14 protein-coding genes and 1 pseudogene are annotated in these 17045 nt (G+C 40.4%); 4 read left to right on the forward strand and 11 right to left on the reverse strand.

Translation table 11 applies throughout. From position 1 onward, the window contains the following. Nucleotides 1-225 precede the first annotated feature (225 nt). Nucleotides 226-2283, forward strand: coding sequence for a penicillin-binding protein 2 (gene mrdA, locus M5E07_RS11660; protein WP_252219409.1), 2058 nt, complete (start codon nt 226-228; stop codon nt 2281-2283). Beyond that, nucleotides 2283-2837 (forward strand): 16S rRNA (guanine(966)-N(2))-methyltransferase RsmD, encoded by a 555-nt coding sequence (rsmD, locus tag M5E07_RS11665; protein ID WP_116759756.1) that lies wholly within the window; start codon nt 2283-2285, stop codon nt 2835-2837. Before mrdA ends, rsmD begins: the two co-directional genes overlap by 1 nt. A gap of 88 nt (nt 2838-2925) precedes the next feature. Here the strand turns inward: rsmD and M5E07_RS11670 are convergent, their stop codons facing one another. Together M5E07_RS11670 and M5E07_RS11675 are read right to left on the reverse strand one after the other, a co-directional pair. Beyond that, on the reverse strand, nt 2926-3111 hold the full coding sequence (locus M5E07_RS11670; protein ID WP_252219411.1) for a hypothetical protein: 186 nt from the start codon (nt 3109-3111) through the stop codon (nt 2926-2928). A 661-nt stretch (nt 3112-3772) separates the two neighbouring features. After that, nucleotides 3773-4078 (reverse strand): hypothetical protein, encoded by a 306-nt coding sequence (locus M5E07_RS11675; protein ID WP_252219413.1) that lies wholly within the window; start codon nt 4076-4078, stop codon nt 3773-3775. A 639-nt stretch (nt 4079-4717) separates the two neighbouring features. Here M5E07_RS11675 and M5E07_RS11680 point away from each other — a divergent pair. Then, on the forward strand, nt 4718-4915 hold the full coding sequence (locus M5E07_RS11680) for a hypothetical protein (protein WP_116759764.1): 198 nt from the start codon (nt 4718-4720) through the stop codon (nt 4913-4915). A gap of 328 nt (nt 4916-5243) precedes the next feature. Continuing rightward, entirely contained in the window at nt 5244-6869 is a 1626-nt protein-coding gene (locus M5E07_RS11685) for a bifunctional 3-(3-hydroxy-phenyl)propionate/3-hydroxycinnamic acid hydroxylase (protein WP_252219416.1), read from the forward strand. 73 nt (nt 6870-6942) lie between these two features. On the opposite strand, the gene M5E07_RS11690 is transcribed toward M5E07_RS11685, so the two are convergent. The 9 genes and pseudogenes from M5E07_RS11690 to M5E07_RS11730 all read right to left on the reverse strand — a co-directional run bounded on the left by M5E07_RS11690 (nt 6943) and on the right by M5E07_RS11730 (nt 17016). Next, nucleotides 6943-7554: a glutathione S-transferase family protein gene (locus M5E07_RS11690; RefSeq protein WP_252223801.1), complete on the reverse strand. Its 612-nt coding sequence runs from the start codon at nt 7552-7554 to the stop codon at nt 6943-6945. Nucleotides 7555-7669: 115 nt separating this feature from the next. Continuing rightward, nucleotides 7670-8563, reverse strand: coding sequence for a LysR substrate-binding domain-containing protein (locus M5E07_RS11695; RefSeq protein ID WP_116759768.1), 894 nt, complete (start codon nt 8561-8563; stop codon nt 7670-7672). Further along, nucleotides 8563-9768, reverse strand: coding sequence for an MFS transporter (locus M5E07_RS11700; protein WP_252219419.1), 1206 nt, complete (start codon nt 9766-9768; stop codon nt 8563-8565). Before M5E07_RS11700 ends, M5E07_RS11695 begins: the two co-directional genes overlap by 1 nt. Nucleotide 9769: 1 nt before the next feature. Then, complete coding sequence (locus M5E07_RS11705; protein ID WP_252219422.1) at nt 9770-10351, reverse strand: TetR/AcrR family transcriptional regulator; 582 nt, start codon at nt 10349-10351, stop codon at nt 9770-9772. 165 nt (nt 10352-10516) lie between these two features. After that, nucleotides 10517-11041, reverse strand: a complete 525-nt coding sequence (locus M5E07_RS11710; RefSeq protein WP_116759774.1) for an acyl-CoA thioesterase — start codon at nt 11039-11041, stop codon at nt 10517-10519. A 477-nt stretch (nt 11042-11518) separates the two neighbouring features. Next, on the reverse strand, nt 11519-12448 hold the full coding sequence (locus tag M5E07_RS11715; protein WP_252219425.1) for a patatin-like phospholipase family protein: 930 nt from the start codon (nt 12446-12448) through the stop codon (nt 11519-11521). A 323-nt stretch (nt 12449-12771) separates the two neighbouring features. Next, on the reverse strand, nt 12772-14247 hold the full coding sequence (locus M5E07_RS11720) for an alanine/glycine:cation symporter family protein (RefSeq protein ID WP_252219428.1): 1476 nt from the start codon (nt 14245-14247) through the stop codon (nt 12772-12774). A gap of 78 nt (nt 14248-14325) precedes the next feature. Then, nucleotides 14326-15567, reverse strand: coding sequence for a sodium/glutamate symporter (gene gltS, locus M5E07_RS11725; RefSeq protein WP_252219430.1), 1242 nt, complete (start codon nt 15565-15567; stop codon nt 14326-14328). A 142-nt stretch (nt 15568-15709) separates the two neighbouring features. Beyond that, nucleotides 15710-17016 (reverse strand): annotated as a pseudogene (locus M5E07_RS11730) (DcaP family trimeric outer membrane transporter). Nucleotides 17017-17045: the final 29 nt, after the last annotated feature.

Consider the following 17045-nt stretch of genomic DNA (forward strand, 5'->3'; position numbering starts at 1 on the left):
TTGTGCATGCATTCCAAATTTTTTGCATGTTTTTGACTTTAACAGAATTGTTTCTATTCTTATATACAACACCTGATCTTTTTACTGTCTATAAAGTCAAAACACCCAGTTGCAATTAAACAACCTAGCCCCGACCAGTTCCAACAGATAAGCATTATCAAAGCCTGTGACTTGAGTTAGAATAGCGCCTTCCTGATTCTCCCCCACAGTGTAAGTCAATAGCGTATGAAGCAGCACTTTCCTTTAAAAAATGTCCAACAAGAAAAGCGCATTTATCGCAATCGAGTATTTATCTCTGTCGGGATTGTCAGCTTTTTTATGTTGCTGTTGGTGGCACGTTATGCCTACTTGCAGATTATGCAATATCAACAGTTTGCGACAGCATCGGATCAAAATCGTATTCGACTTCAACCACTTGCACCTGCTCGCGGCTATATTTATGACCGTAATGGTATTTTATTGGCCGATAACTATCCTGTCTTTACAGCAACGATGAGCCGTGCGGATATCAAAGATATTGACGACACAGTCAAGCGTCTTACCCCAGTTTTGAGTTTGACTGACGAAGATATTGAACGCTTCCTGTCTCGGATTGAAACCTCGAAAAAAACCGAACGCGTTTCGATTAAACTTAATTTAACTGAAACGGATATTGCCAAATTCAGTGAAGTTAAATTCCAGTTTCCTGGAGTCAATATAGAGACCCAAATGACCCGTTATTATCCACATGGTGAACTGTTTGCCCATGTGATTGGTTATGTGGGTCGTATTAATGACAAAGAACTAAAAAGTATTGATAAAGACTTATATGCAGGCACCAACCTCATTGGAAAAATTGGGGTGGAAAAATCCTATGAGGAACTCTTGCATGGCGTACCCGGTAATGAATCTGTCGAAGCCGATGCGCATGGTAATGTCCTGCGCCATTTAGGACGTAAAGAACCCGTTCGTGGTAATGATTTATATCTTTCGCTCGATTATGGCTTACAGACTGTCGCTACCGAGCAATTGGCAGGACGTCGTGGCGCCATTGTCGCCATGGATCCGCGTACAGGAGAAATCCTTGCGCTGGTTTCTAGCCCAAGCTTTAACCCAAACTTGTTTGTTACAGGGATTAGCCATACCGACTATAGCGGTTTACGCGATAACCTTGATCAACCGCTTTATAACCGTGCAGTACAAGGGGCATATCCACCGGGTTCAACCATTAAACCCATGTTTGGTTTAGGAGGTATTCACTACGGCTATATCGACTGGGGTACCGCAATTTCTGATCATGGCTACTTTACTCTGCCGGGTGACTCTCATAAATTCCGTGACTGGAAAAAATCGGGGCATGGTGTAGTCAATCTACATAAGGCCCAAGTCGTTTCCTGTGATACCTTCTATTACGTGCTCTCTTACCGTATGGGTATTGAGAAAATGAATTCATGGATGCGTCAATTTGGCTTCGGTCAGAAAACAGGGGTGGATTTACCGAGTGAAAGTGAAGGGCTATATCCAAATCCTGACTGGAAAATGCGTACACGAAAAAGTAAATGGCTGAAAGGTGAAACGATTTCGGTCAGTATTGGTCAAGGTGCATTTACCGCCACGCCATTGCAATTAGCCATGGCTACAGCAATCACTGCCAATCATGGTGCACATGTTATCCCACATGTATTACAAACCAGTAAAGGGGCTAAACCACATAAAGTTTTAAATGCACCTGATGGGCATATTCAGTTTAATGGTAAAGACGAAGACTGGGTACAAATGCGAGATGCCATGGTAGATGTAATTGAAACTGGTACAGGTCGTGGTATTCGGACGCCAATGTATAAAATTGCAGGAAAAACAGGTACAGCACAGGTCAAAAGTATTGCGCAAGGGAAAAAATATAATGAAGCTTTACTGACCGAACGTCAGTTAGACCACGGTCTCTTTGTGGGTTTCGCACCTGCAGAAAATCCTGAGATTGCCATTGCTGTAGTGTGGGAAAATGGTCGTCATGGTGGTTCTGCTGCACAATTGGCAAGACCTGTATTTGACTATTGGTTAATGCAACGTAAAAAGAACCCGATTAAACCTGAAGGGCATCAAATTAGTGGTGGATTAATGACTGCTGGTATTAAACCAGGTGAACTGCCGAGTGGCTCTGGTACATCTAGCTCAACCGCTAGTACTCAGGCTCAGCAAAGCACGTCAACACCTCATACTGCTACACATTCACAAACTCAAGTTGCGCCGACACAACCACAAGCCCAAGCCGCACCAACTGCTGCAACGGAAGATATTGAATAATGAAGAATCAACTCAGAATTATTGGTGGAGAATGGAAGCGACGCCAACTCGCATTTGCAAGTATTGAAGGACTACGCCCGACCCCTGACCGCGTCCGCGAAACCTTGTTTAACTGGTTAATGTGGGATATTCAAAATGCACAAGTACTGGATTTGTGTACAGGTTCTGGGGCTTTAAGTTTTGAAGCCCTCTCACGTGGCGCAAAACATGTCACGATGATTGAACCTAACCAAACTCAGGCACAATTTCTAAAGCAGAATATTCAATTATTAAAAGCAGACAATTGCCAATTAAAAGTGACCACGGCTCAACAAGCGCTCGTGACACTAAAGTCAAGTTTTGATCTGGTGTTCTTAGATCCACCTTATAGTTTAAATCTTTGGGAAGAACTGGCCAAACTGACTGATCCGCTGATTGCTGAAAATGGGTTGATTTATATTGAAGCTGATCGTGAGCTCAACACGCTGAATTTACCGCACAGTTGGCAATCTATAAAGCAAACCAAAGCTGGTACAGTCCGAGCAGGCTTATATAAAAAAGTGACTCGTTCTTAATGCATATTTAATTTGAAGCCAGTTATGCGCACCCTGCCTCAACTGGCTTCAAATAATAAATGCAACAGCTCAACACCATACAATCACATTAACGTGGTGGTTGGTTATGATCATTATGCTGATTATTCGAATGATCATGCTGATTAGAATCAGGTCGATGATCTGAACCATGATGTGGAGGTGGTCTATTGTGCCGATGATCCCAATCACCATGCCATAGACATCCCGTGAGTAAACTCGTGGTTAAAACCAATAACACAATATTTTTAATCATTATTTTTCCCTAACCTTTTTATCCAATTTTTATTACTTCTGATTCAAAGATCCTGAATAGCAATCTTTTTTTGCTGCCTATTCCCACCACAAAATACAAAGACTTGAAAGATAATTCGGTTCAATAACATATAAAAATTTGGTTTTTAAATAAAAACCAGATGGAAAAAACCAATCTCCATCTGGTGCATTGATACTCATAAATCAATTAAAGGGTATCGAATAAAGTCAACTTTGGGAGATGAACCATTTTTGTCATGCATATGTTTTTGATGAGATGGTTCTGGTTGATAATCAGTTTCTTGAAGCATTGGACTTGTACTTGAATGATCCATGCCTGCGCTATGTGACATACAACCCATCATCAAGCCAGTACTCAGCTTTTATCATTTTCCTTCCCCTTTTTACTAGGGTCGAATATTTATTATTCTCCTTTAAAGCGATTTAGGGGTTTTCAATTTGTGCGTTTTTTGTACTATTTTTTAAAATACGTCTACTCTATCACTAATAGAAAAATTGCGATAAATAAAAGCCGTGCTAAAACAATTATGTTCTTGTCTTCAATTTTTCGAAAATTATCTCCCGCAACTCATCTAACATAAAGTTAAATAAGAACAACATCCTCTTATTTAACGAGATATTCAGCATCCTTAAAAATTCAGCTAATGTGGTAATGGCCTAGTCTGCTTATAGTTTGGTCGATCTGGTCGATGATCAGGTGGACGACTTTCAGGAGGTCTACGTCCAGATGGACGGTGCTCTGGTGGCCTATTTTCTGGAGGACGATGCTGTGAAGGATGATCATGCGGAGGTCTATAATCTGGACGTCCATCCCATCCATAACCATAACCATAAGATGGTCGATGATCATAGTCGTGATGATCATGGTCATACCAATCATCATCATACCAAACACAACCCGACAACATAATGACCGACAAAGTGGATAACACAATTAGTTTTATCATAATGTTCCCCTTACATATGGGAGTACTTCTTCATTATTCAGAACAAAGATGAATAAAAAACAAGCAACTTGTTCTTTTTTTGTTATAGCAAAATAAATGTGCTTTCATGACTTAATGTCTATATTTCCATTCATTAAAAATAGATGTAATTCCATCACCTTAACGCTTTTTATCGAACAGTTATTCTTCTAGGCTGAAGCAATATGACCGACCTAGTCAAATCACGTTGATGAATACTCTCAGTTAAAATACTTTAAAATATATTGTATTTTTTCAATATCTTTAATTTTTGTTCAATACATCTGAATCCGAAATAATTTCTTACAAGTCTCCCCTGAGTCATCCCTCCATAAAACAGTCTCGCCCTAGCCATTGTGTGTGGTTTAAGTAAATGAAAATCGTTTAATGACGTGCTGTTGAAATATTTAAATACAAATCCTGATGACCGTTTCACCTCATTGTTACCTGAGCTACACAGTTTGCACATTATTGTATTATTCACGTAATTCGTTCTGTTTCGCTTTGTTGTTTCAATTGATTGAATGCCTGTGAATCCTTAGCATGAGTCCTGTTCTGACTTAAGTGATGATAAGTAGAACAGCTTTAATTTTATCTCGTTAATAACACAGGATGCCTATTATGAAATTAACTCATATCCTACTTGCAACAACCTTTGCTGCTGTAACAACCACAACTTTTGCTGCAACAACTGAACAACCTCAAACTGAAGAAAAAGTCATTGTTTCAACCCAAGAGCAACCTGCTAGTTCTGCAACTGAAGGCTCGGCTGCTCAACCTACTACAGACTCAGCAAGTGAAGCTACGCCAGCACAATAAGGCCTAGTACACCAGTTTTCTAAGACCTTCACTCCACCTCATTCACTCGAAGGTCTTAGAAATTTTCAGGTGATTCAGCGTATTCTGTGTCACCTGAATTTTCTAAGAAATGTATAATTATCTAAAATTCCTGAATAATGAATATAGTTAATTATGATGATTCCCATGACATCAACTATGATTGATTTTTAAATAAAGTAAATAAAATCATATAAATATTAAAAATATTAAACCTAACCCAAAACCTATTTATGCTAGCTATCCACTATGGCATAGCTTGTTTGAAGTCATGACTTCACCGTTAATAGCATTATTGTGAATGGATTGAATGGGATTCGCTGTGAGCACAAAAAATACTGATTTTACCACTGAAGTGGCAATCCTTGGCGCTGGCCCTGTAGGGCTTACGCTTGCAAATTATTTAAGCAAACAAGGGGTTCAAGTCACCGTCATAGAACAACTGGATCAACTAATCGATTACCCTCGTGCTATTGGTATTGATGATGAAGCATTGCGCACGATTCAGTCTCTTGGGCTAGTAGAGCAAGTTTTACCCCATACAACCCCAAATCATGCCATGCGCTTTTTGACTCCTAAAGGGCATTGCTTTGCGGATATTCAACCTTTAACACGTGAATTTGGTTTCTCGCGTCGTAATGCTTTTATTCAACCGCAAGTCGACAATGTATTACTACAAGGGCTAAAACAATATCCACAAACCCAAGTTCTATTTGCACGTCAACTGACTGAGTTTAGCCAAGATACGCAATCAGTCACCTTGAATATGCAAAATAAACAGGGAGAAGCTGAAGTTGTAAAAGCCAAATATTTGATCGCCTGCGATGGGGGTAACTCTATCGTGCGTCGTACCTTAAATATCGGTTTTGACGGTAAAACTGCACCGAATCAATGGATTGTCATTGACATAGAAAATGACCCATTGGCAACCCCACATATCTATTTATGCTGTGATCCCGTGCGTCCATATGTCTCGGCTGCATTACCGCATGGTATCCGTCGTTTCGAATTTATGGTGATGCCTGGTGAAACCCAAGAAGAACTCAGCAAACCAGAAAGCATTAATCAACTGTTGGCAAAAGTTTTACCGAATACCCAAAATATCGAGGTGATTCGTCAACGTGTATATACCCATAATGCCCGCATTGCAGATAAATTCCGTGTAGATCGTATTTTACTTGCAGGTGATGCCGCGCACATTATGCCCGTCTGGCAAGGTCAAGGCTATAACAGCGGTATGCGTGATGCCTTTAACTTAGGCTGGAAAATGGCATTGGTTGTACAAGGAAAAGCAGGACCTGAACTTTTAGATTCATACCAAATTGAACGTAAAGATCATGCCAAAGCCATGATTGATCTTTCCGTGATGGCGGGTCATGTATTGGCACCACCGAAAAAATGGCAAGGCTTTGTACGTGATGGCATTGCATATGCACTCAATTATATTAAGCCGATTAAACAATATTTATTAGAAATGCGCTTTAAGCCCATGCCGCAATATCATGATGGCGTGTTGATTCAAAATAAGCTGAAGCACTCACCTGTCGGTAAAATGTTTATTCAGCCTAAAGTTGAATTGGTTTCTGGCGAACAGGTGCTCTTGGATGAAATCATTGGCAATGACTTCGCAATCTTGGCTTGGGGGGTAGACCCACAATGGGGCTTATCAGATGCAACCCTACAACAATGGAAAAAGCTAGGGGTAAAATTTATTCAAGTTTTACCTGCGGTTCAGTTGCAAAATGAAAAGCGTAAACAATTCGATGGTGTGATTTGTGTCGGTGATATTGGCACTGAAATCCGTAGCTGGTTTGGTCGCACCAACGACTCGATGGTCATTTTACGCCCTGACCGCTTTGTAGCAGCACTCGCGATTCCTCAAAGTGTAGATCAAATCAGCCAAGCATTGTTCGCAAAATTACATAGTAAAGCTTAATGCTCTACGCTACGGCGTTACACCCTCTAAATCACAAAGCCCAGAACAATTCTGGGCTTTGTGCGCTAAATAACTATTCAATCGCTTTGAACCATGCAATATCCTGAACCGAAGCACGAGTTTTCATCTGTCGTAAAAATGGTTTAGCTTCTTCAAAATATGGCAGCAACTTAAACGACATGGCATACACTAACCAATACGCCAAATATAAATCTGCCGCAGTACACTTTTCCCCAAGTAAATACGGTTTTGCCTGACTTAAACCTTGTTTTAAAAATTGAAATAAACGCTGTTCATCACCAAAACTTAAGCCCATTTTCTTACTTTCAATCAGATCTTTAGCCACATTTAAATTTTTAATGTCCATATATTCGGTTAATGGGCCATGGATGTAGAACAGCCACTTTAAGTAAGCACCACGTTTAGGGTCATGCAGTGCGGGAGCAAAATCCTGCTCAATATATTTATCTGCCAGATAGGCAATAATTGCAGGTACTTCAGTGATGACAATATCGTCATCTACCAAACAAGGTACTTTTGCCATCGGGTTAATGGCTAAATAAGTTGCCTGACGCATATCTTCATAGCTGATATTAATCAATTCTACCTGATCTTCAATCTTTAGCTCTTTGAGGAAAGGCAAAATGATATTGCCTCGTGATTGTGGATTGGTATAAAGCTGCATCATTGTTATGGTTCCACTGTTGTTATTTTGCGCTACCTTAGCATAGCTTGCCTCTCAACTGCGTGGTGATTCTGTCATCCATGACCTAGAATTGGAGCATATTTTCAGTGCTGAATTAGAAAATTCCAGTATAGAATTGCTCTTTTAAGATTTTTAAAATGAGGTTAATCGCCTCATTACGTTGCTCTTTGCGATAGCTGGCATACAGACCAATGGTGGGTAATGGCTCAATGGTGTTTTTTACCACGATTTTATCGCCCAATAAGGGAATGACATAAGCAGGAACCAAACTCCAGCCTACCCCCATCCCGACCAAATTTACATTGAGTAAAATATTCGTAGAATGCTGTACCACATTCACATTGAGTTTGGATTGTTTGAAAAAATCCTGAATAATTTTATAAAGTTGAGGTGAAGCACCTTCATCACTGATAATAAAATCTTGCTGATTAAAACTTTTGATACTAACGTGACGCTGCGCTGCTACAGCCGAATCTTTCGGCACAATAAGCGCCAAAGGTTCATTGAAAATTTGTACAAACTCTAATTCACTCGATTCATCAATATAGCGGGTGAAAGCAATATCAATGTCGCCTTTCTTTAAAGCTCTAAACTGATCTGCATCGGTCAAACTATGAAAATGAATTTTTAAATCGGGAAAATGTGCCCGAATATTGGGCATGATGTAAGGGAATATCTTCATCTCGGCCACAGGCACAAAACCAATATGTAATTGGTCTTTACTCATATTTGCCACTTTGCGTGCATCGTGAATGGCTTTTTCCGCATGTTCCAAGCTAAGTAATGCTTCCTTTAAAAAGGCTTTGCCTTCTTCGGTCAACTCCACTTTTCGGTTAGAGCGAACCAGTAACTGTACGCCAACCTCTTGCTCCAGGTCTTTGATTTGCTGGCTTAAAGAAGGTTGTACCGTACACATGCGCTGCGCAGCTTTGGTAAAATTTAACTCTTCAGCCACTGCAACAAAGTAACGTAAATGACGTAATTCCATCAGTGTTCTCCTTCATGTTGAACGGATACAACTTTAGTTGCCACTTTTACTCGATACACGACAAGCGTGGCTAAAGTCATCATGGCACAAAACAAATAAGTCATGGCATAGCCCCAATAGGCAATTAAAACTCCCATGAACACTGAACCGACCGCCAAGCCTAAATCAAACAGGGTAAAATAAGTCGAAATCGCATGTCCAATCCGTTGCTTCGGTACACTCTGAATGGCGACCGTCTGCAAACATGGAAATAAAGTGCCATATCCAATTCCGATCAGTACCGCGGATAACCAGAGTACCCATGGCTGATTCAACTGACTGAGCACAGCTAAACCAACGGCAAACAAAATAAAAGATGGATAAATCACCACGCTAGCCCCTTTCTGGTCAAACCAACGTCCCACCCATGGTCGAACCAAAATCATGGAGCAGGCAAAGACCAGAAAAAAGGTACTGGTATACGCTATCAGTTGCTTGGTTTCAGTATACGCCGCAATAAAGCTCATCACACTCGAATAAGAAAATGCTGTCAAAAGTGCGACCAAACCCACAGCAAGTACGCGAAACTCAATAATATCGTGTAGTGTTAAACTAGAAGATGATGGCTCGACTAAAGATTGGCTGTCTTCATCATGAATAGGAATGCAGAGACAGAAAATAAATCCTAGCGTCATCAGTCCCGATAAAATGGCAAATAACACTGTAAAACTGGCATATTGAGTAATGGTTAAAGCCAATAAGGGACCAAACACAACCCCTAAATTAGTTGACATCACAAAGTAGCCCATCCCCTCACCTTTGCGATGTTCAGGAATAAACTCATTGGCAACAGGTACCGTGACTGTCGTTAAAATACTGAACCATATGCCATGAATAAAACGCACCAATAACAGGCTCCACATGCTGTCGATCCATAAATAACTGAATGCAAACAGCACAAATAAAATTTCTGAGCCACGAAAACTAAGTTTCTTGCCTATTTTTTCCGAAATAAGTCCAGAAAAAGGACGTACCATAATGGATGAAATCAAAAACAAGGTCAGTGCTAAACCCGCTTCTTGAATAGACCCACCCAAATCTTTCATGATGTAGACAGGTAAAATGGCCAGCAAGGCAAAATAATAGGTAAATAAAAACAGGTTATTCAGAACACAAAATACAAATGCTCGATTCCACAGCCTCTCTACACGTCCATCCGATCTCATTTTATGGACTCACTTTCTCAGTCGTATTCATACGTGCAGGTTGCAGAACCATGTTCAGCAATGCTTGAATATAAGCTTCTTCAGGCTGATGATTAAAGAAGATCATCTGATAATGAATGGGCGCATACAAAGTATCGAGCATCAGTTCAAATGGATAATCGGCACGAATCTCTCCACTTTGAATGGCCAATTGAATCAACTTTCGGGTCGCTTCACGGCGCGGTAATAAATACTGACTAAAAAACGCCCCAGCGGCTTCACGATGCTCGGATAACACCACCAATAAAGCTCGTCCAATCGGGCGATTTAAAGCATGTGATAACTTGAGTAATTGTTGCTTTAAATTAAATTCCAGACTCTGCGCATAATCCAGTTCAAACACCGAAGCCGTTTCCTGCTTGAAGGCTTCAAAGACCAAGTCAGATTTATGTTTCCACCAACGGTAAATGGTGGACTTCCCGACACCCGCCCGAGCAGCAATCTCTTCAATCGTCAACTTACCGTATTCATAATCTTCTAAAGCTGCGATCACAGCATCTAAAATACATTGCTTACGACGCGAAGATTTTTCTAACTCAGACATAGCTCACCACAAAACGAAACGATACGTATCGTTTTATATTAATGTAATTTTACTGTCTAAACTAGAGGATTAAGACCAAGGACTATAAGTTCATATCATTTAGCGGCATAAAAAAAACCCGTGAGTTAGTTACACTCACGGGTTTCGCTTGAACACAGCTAAATTTTAACTTGGTGTCGAAGACTTTTTATAAATGCTGCAAGATGGGTGATGGTTTTCTTGCAAACGAGCCACTTTACGTTGTTCTGCGGCCTCAAAACGACAACGCTTCCATTCATTGGTTAAGTCCAATGGTGGAATTTGTTTAGGTTGACCTGTTTCATCTACCGCAACCATCGTGAAATAGCAGCTATTGGTATGACGTACAGTACGTTTTTGAATATTTTGTGCTTCTACACGAATACCGATTTCCATAGAAGTACGGCCCACATGGTTCACACTGGCAAGGAAAGTGACCAACTCACCGACATGAATCGGCTCTTTAAAGTTCACTTTATCAACTGATAGTGTCACAACATAACTACCTGAATAGCGACTTGCACAGGCATAAGCCACCTGATCCAGCAGCTTTAAAATAGTTCCACCATGAACATTACCCGAGAAATTTGCCATGTCTGGAGTCATCAATACAGACATGGTCAACTCCGACTGATCATCTAAAATTGGAGTAATTTGATCTAATGGGGACATCGCGCTCTCTAGACTCTTGCAAAGATAGTAGAATATGTACGCATTATTATATAACTTTTGTCATAAATAACATGTTCAAATCGGCAATTAAGTCATCACTATTATTTATAGTGATTACCATATCATTCAGTAAAATATATATTAATGCGCTCGACTTTAATATAAACCTATAATTTTATTATATTTATCTTAAAGTCATTCAATAACGACTATAACTTAACCACCGACCTTGTCTCTGCAAAGCTCTATTTAAATGACTGAAAACCTCAAACAAAACCAGTCCACTACTTGAAATGGGAAAATGAAAGTTTTTTAAATATTAAAATTGGATGAATTAAGGCATATCAATTGAAAATGACATTCTGCTTAAATTAACTGGCCTCCCCACAAGAAACAGCCCAATCGTTGTCCTCTTTTTCACGCTCTGGAAAGAATGAATTGAGGCTATAAGCTCTAATATTTTTGAGTGCCACAGTGCTAGTTTTGAACAGAGTATTGAGGAATTTTATAACCGCGTGAATAATTCTGTTGATCGAAGACTTTCAGGATATTACTCAATTGTTTATCCGCAGCATGAATACCTGCCTGCATGGTTTCTTCACGCCCTTTGACATCAAAGATATGCGCTTTTTCACGTAAATCTGGCTGAATGACAATATCGGCATGTTTCAATTCTTCTCGAGCCAAGTGATTCTGCATAATGTTGATATTTTGGTTAAACAATCCCCACATATTACTGGTTTCTGTGTGTTCGGGTTGTGCCAAAATATCTACAGCAATCACAATGTCTGCACCTAATTCGCGGGCAACATTCACAGGTACAGGGCTGACCAATCCACCATCGACATATTCATCTCCCGCAATTTTTGTTGGAATGAACATACTCGGAATAGAAACTGAAGCTCGGACTGCTTGTCCAGTATTACCATAATTGAAAACTACTTTTTTACCTTCTTTTAGCTCGGTCGCCACTACATACATTGGCGTTTTTAAAAGTTCCAATGGTGTGTTGAGCACTTGTTCATTGACATAGTCTTGAACTTTTTGACCATCAAAGAAACCTGTCATTGCCAGTTTTACATCACGGACATCATTGGCTTTCATATTCAGCGCAATCTCACGTAATTGTTGGGCATTTTTCCCACTGGCATAAATTGAACCCACTACGCTGCCTGCACTGGTGCCCACAATCAAATCTGGATGAATCCCGTATTGCTCCAGTACCTGAATCACGCCAATATGTGCATAGCCACGCGCGCCACCACTGCCTAAAACCAATGCCACAATCGGACGATGTTCTGTTTGTTTGAGTTTTTTGAAGTCGATACGATTCGCCTGCACTTGAGCTTCAGCAACTATAGGCGTAGTTGTCGGCTGAGCCGAGGGCAATAATGATGACTGAGCCATACTCTGCCCCGAGAACATTCCCCAAATAATGCCAATAACTAAACTAGATTGAAGCGGTTTCAAGGTAGGTAAACTCTCTGATCGTGACTAATAGTTATTCTATGCAAAATAGATGGTTCCACTGTTGCATTTCGTAAAAATGAAACTTTAGTTCATTAGCATAACGAACAAAAACCGTGAAATTATGAAGACTAGGCTGCATTTTCGAAAATTTTCTTCTTGGCTTGTTTTTAAATCAATGATCCCTGCAGATCAAAAAACAAATAAAAAAGCCAGTATGATTTAGACACACTGGCTTTTTCAAAATTCAGATTTTTAAGCGATTACCAAATATCAGAATTCACTTTGTCTTTAAATTTTGGATGGTTGTCCAATTTAAATTCAGGTTCTTTAATCCCTTGCTTCAACTGTGAGGTATAGTCTTTTAATAGCATGAGAGCAAATGGCGTTAACAATAGAATTGCAAATAAGTTAATAGTTGCCATTAAGCCCATAGATAAATCCGCCATCGACCATACCAATGGTACGCTGGTAATTGCACCAAAGTACACCATAAACAGCACCAGTAAACGGAATACCAATATCACTTTGCGGTTATTGTTAATGAACTGCATATTACTTTCGGCATAAGCATAGTTACCAATAATCGATGAGTAAGCAAACATAAACAAAATGATGGCAAGGAAGTCATCCCCCCAGCTACCAATCTGGCTCACCAAAGCCATTTGTGTTAATTGTACACCCGCAAAACCTGCATCATGGTACAAACCTGACGATAAGATAATAATCGCTGTACATGAACACACCACGAAGGTATCCACAAATACACCCAGCATTTGTACCAAACCTTGGTTTACAGGATGTTTAACATCCGATGCTGCTGCCGCGTTTGGCGCAGAACCCATCCCCGCTTCATTCGAGAATAAACCACGTTTAATCCCCATCATCATGGCCATAGAAACCATCGCACCGAAGAAACCACCGGCTGCGGCATCAAACTGGAAAGCATGGGTAAAAATGAGTTGGAAAATTTCAGGTAATATTGAAAAGTTCTTCACGGCGATGTACAGCGCTACTGCCAAATACATCACTGCCATGAGAGGAACAAAGCTTTCTGCCACTTTGGCAATACGCTTAATTCCACCAAAAATAATGACTGCCGTTAGAATCACTAAAACAATACCCACCCAAGAAATTTCGAAAGAGAAAAGTCCTAAGTTCAGCATGAGATTGGCTTTATCCCAGCCCCACGCATGTGAAGTCGCATCAATAATCGAGTTGGCTTGCACCGCATTGAAGACAAAGCCATAAGCTAAAATCAACGATAACGCAAAAACCACACCCAACCATTTTTGTTTTAAACCCTGAGTAATATAGTAGGCTGGTCCACCACGAAATTGCTGATTTTGCGTGTCACGAACCTTAAAAAGCTGAGCCAAAGAAGACTCAACAAATGCTGAACTCATCCCTAAAAATGCGGTTAACCACATCCAGAACACTGCACCAGGACCACCAATCGCAATCGCAATCGCAACACCTGCAACATTACCTACACCGACACGACTCGCAAGACCAGTCACAAAGGCTTGGAATGGTGTAATGCCATGCTCATCATCGCCTTCTTTACGACTCGATTTCATGACTTTAATACTGTGAAAAAATAGTCGAAGCTGCACAGCACCCGTAATTAAGGTATAAAACACCCCAACCACCACCAAAAATACCACCAAAAAGTTCCATAAAGGGTCATTCAGCATTTGCACCCAAGACATCAGGGTGGTATTTAGTTGTTCGTTCATTTTCTTATTCCTTAAGACTCAGCAGATAGTGTTTAGCAATTCAAAAAAGGCCTTGAGAACAAGACCTTTTGCTTCCTCTTAAGCAAAGAACTTAAGAATAAGTTGAATAACAGTGGCGTTGATCAAGTCAACGAAGAATGCCCCACAAAGCGGAACAATCAAAAAAGCTTTATGTGAAGCACCATACATGTTGGTGATGGCTTGCATATTGGCAACAGCAGTCGGTGTTGCTCCCATACCGAAGCCACAATGCCCCGCAGAAAGTACGGCTGCATCGTAATTTTTTCCCATGACTCGGAATGTCACAAAGGCTGCATAAAGCGCCATGGTAATGGTTTGTGCACCTAAAATGACAACCAACGGACCAGCAAGGTCTGCAAGTTGCCATAATTTCAGCGAAAGTAATGCCATGGCCAAATACAAAGAAAGTGACGCATTACCAAACACATCAATCGCGCGGTCAAAAATACTTACTTTGAACACGCTCTCAAGGATGTTACGTAAAATTACACCACCACCCAATGTCCAAACAAAGGTAGGCAATTCAAACCACGTACCCTTACTAAAACCCGTCATAAACTCGGCAAATGCAAGACATGCGGCAAACATCCCTAAGGTGGTAATCGCATTATCAGCAGTAATCAAACGTACCTGATGTGGATATTCAAAGGGTGCTGATTGTTCTGCCTCTTGAGCTGTCATTGGCGTATGATCACGCTTCTCGATCTGAGCATTGGTTTTAGGTTGTGCAAGTTGATAACGGTTGATCAACATTTTCGCCAATGGACCACCAATTAAACCACCAATGATCAAGCCAAAAGTGGCACTTGCCATACCCAGCGCTAATGCACCTTTAATCCCATGCTCAACTTCCAGAATTTCACCCCAAGCGCCCGCAGTACCGTGGCCACCTGTTAAGGTAATTGAACCTGCGATAAGACCGATCAGTGGATCAATACCCAATAAAGTCGCAAGACTCATACCGACAAAATTCTGTACCACAATGAATGAAGCAACAGCAATCAGGAAGATCACCAAGCCCATTCCACCTTCTTTCAATTTTGAAAAATTTGCACTTAAACCAATTGAAGCAAAGAAAATAAGCATAAAGCTGGTTTGTAATTCACTGCTTGTACTGATGCTAAAACCCCAAATGTTGTATACAACTAGGGAAAGAAGCGCTGCAATCAAACCACCTGCAACTGGTTCAGGAATATTATAACGACGTAAAAAATCGATGCGATTCACCAGGAATCGCCCCAATAACAATACAATGACTGCCGCAATAAGCGTATAGAATGCATTAAAAGTAAGTGCCATAATTCTTGTCCGTCAATTTTATCTGTTGTTATACAGATAAATAATAACGCTCTATGTAGGAAAAGCTATAAGCAGCTTTGTACAAACAGTGAAACATACTGCTTATACAAAGCGCTTGCAGTTTGACTTTAGAGCAAGAGTTTTAGAAGTTGTAACGTGCCATAGCACCTACGCGATTATCTTTCCCTTTTTGCCAGAGAAAGTTTCTCGCTCACCATAGACATATTCCATCCCTAGCGTGACTGGAGTCACAGGGCTATACATCACATTGAGCCAAACTTGTTGCAAGGTCTTGTTTTGTACAGTATCTATAGATACTAAACCGTCAGCAAAGTCATTCCTGTCATTTGCCAACATAAGACCATCCCCCAAAGTACTGCGTACTTTAGGATTGAATTGATAAATTGTACCTACCGTTAAGGCATCAAACTCATTTAAGTTAAGGTAGGTTGTAGTCGGGCTGATATTGTAGGCTATATTGGTATATAAGAAGAATTTGTCATCACCTTTGACATGGGAATAATCTCCCACCACGTGAAGTTGTTCAGACAACTTATAACTTGTACCTAAACCTAGGCCCCAACTAAATGCGGTTTTATTATCTGCATCTGTAGCACGAAATTCCTGTGATAAAGCACCTAAAGAAGTGGTTCCCTTAGCTTCTAAACAGTTGTGTTTCAGCTTTGCTGTAAATACCGAGAAGCGATTGTCATCATGCTCTTTTTCTAAACCCAGAACATATGATGTGTCTGCATTGAATTTATCGCTATAACGCACCATTGGGGTACGAAACGCACCAATCCCTAAGGGTGCATTAAAATCAAGCATTTCAGGTTGTAAGCCAGTGGCTATAAAAGTCGAGGTCATTTGAGCAAATAACCAGTTATTCAGAGTTAAATAAGCATGGCGAATGCGTAGTGAATCATGACTGCCACGGAAATCGACTTCGACCTTCCCCCCAACATCTTGATCTTGAATCGGTGCTTTAAAATCTAGACCTAAACGGGTTGTGGTCGCGGTACTATAAAAACGATCTTCTATTTTATTTTTATTTGTTACATCACTCAAGGCTACCGCATTAATACGGTTAAAAATCGCATCGCCACCATCAAATTGGTAAGAGGTATCGCCACGGACAAATCCGTAGAGCTTAACTTCAGAACCACTCGAGGCTTTGACCTGTAACGGTGATGCTTTTTCTGTACTTATGGAATGAACAGCTTTAGATGTAGTAATTTGTAGTTTTGTTCTATGACTTACCACTGCTGCTTGTTGTATTTGTGGAAGATTTTGCTGAATCAAAGCTTTTAATGCTTCAACTTCAGCTCTTAATCGTGCAATTTCCTCTTGCTCAACAGACGCTGCGTGAGTCACTGTCATCATCAAAGTTGCAATGGTAACTGCCAAACTTTGCCGAATCCTAGGCTTCTTCATGAGGGGTAAACTCATTCCAAGCTCCTTGTTCCTTTGGTATTTTG

Source organism: Acinetobacter tibetensis, from assembly GCF_023824315.1.
In the GTDB taxonomy this organism is placed as follows: domain Bacteria; phylum Pseudomonadota; class Gammaproteobacteria; order Pseudomonadales; family Moraxellaceae; genus Acinetobacter; species Acinetobacter tibetensis.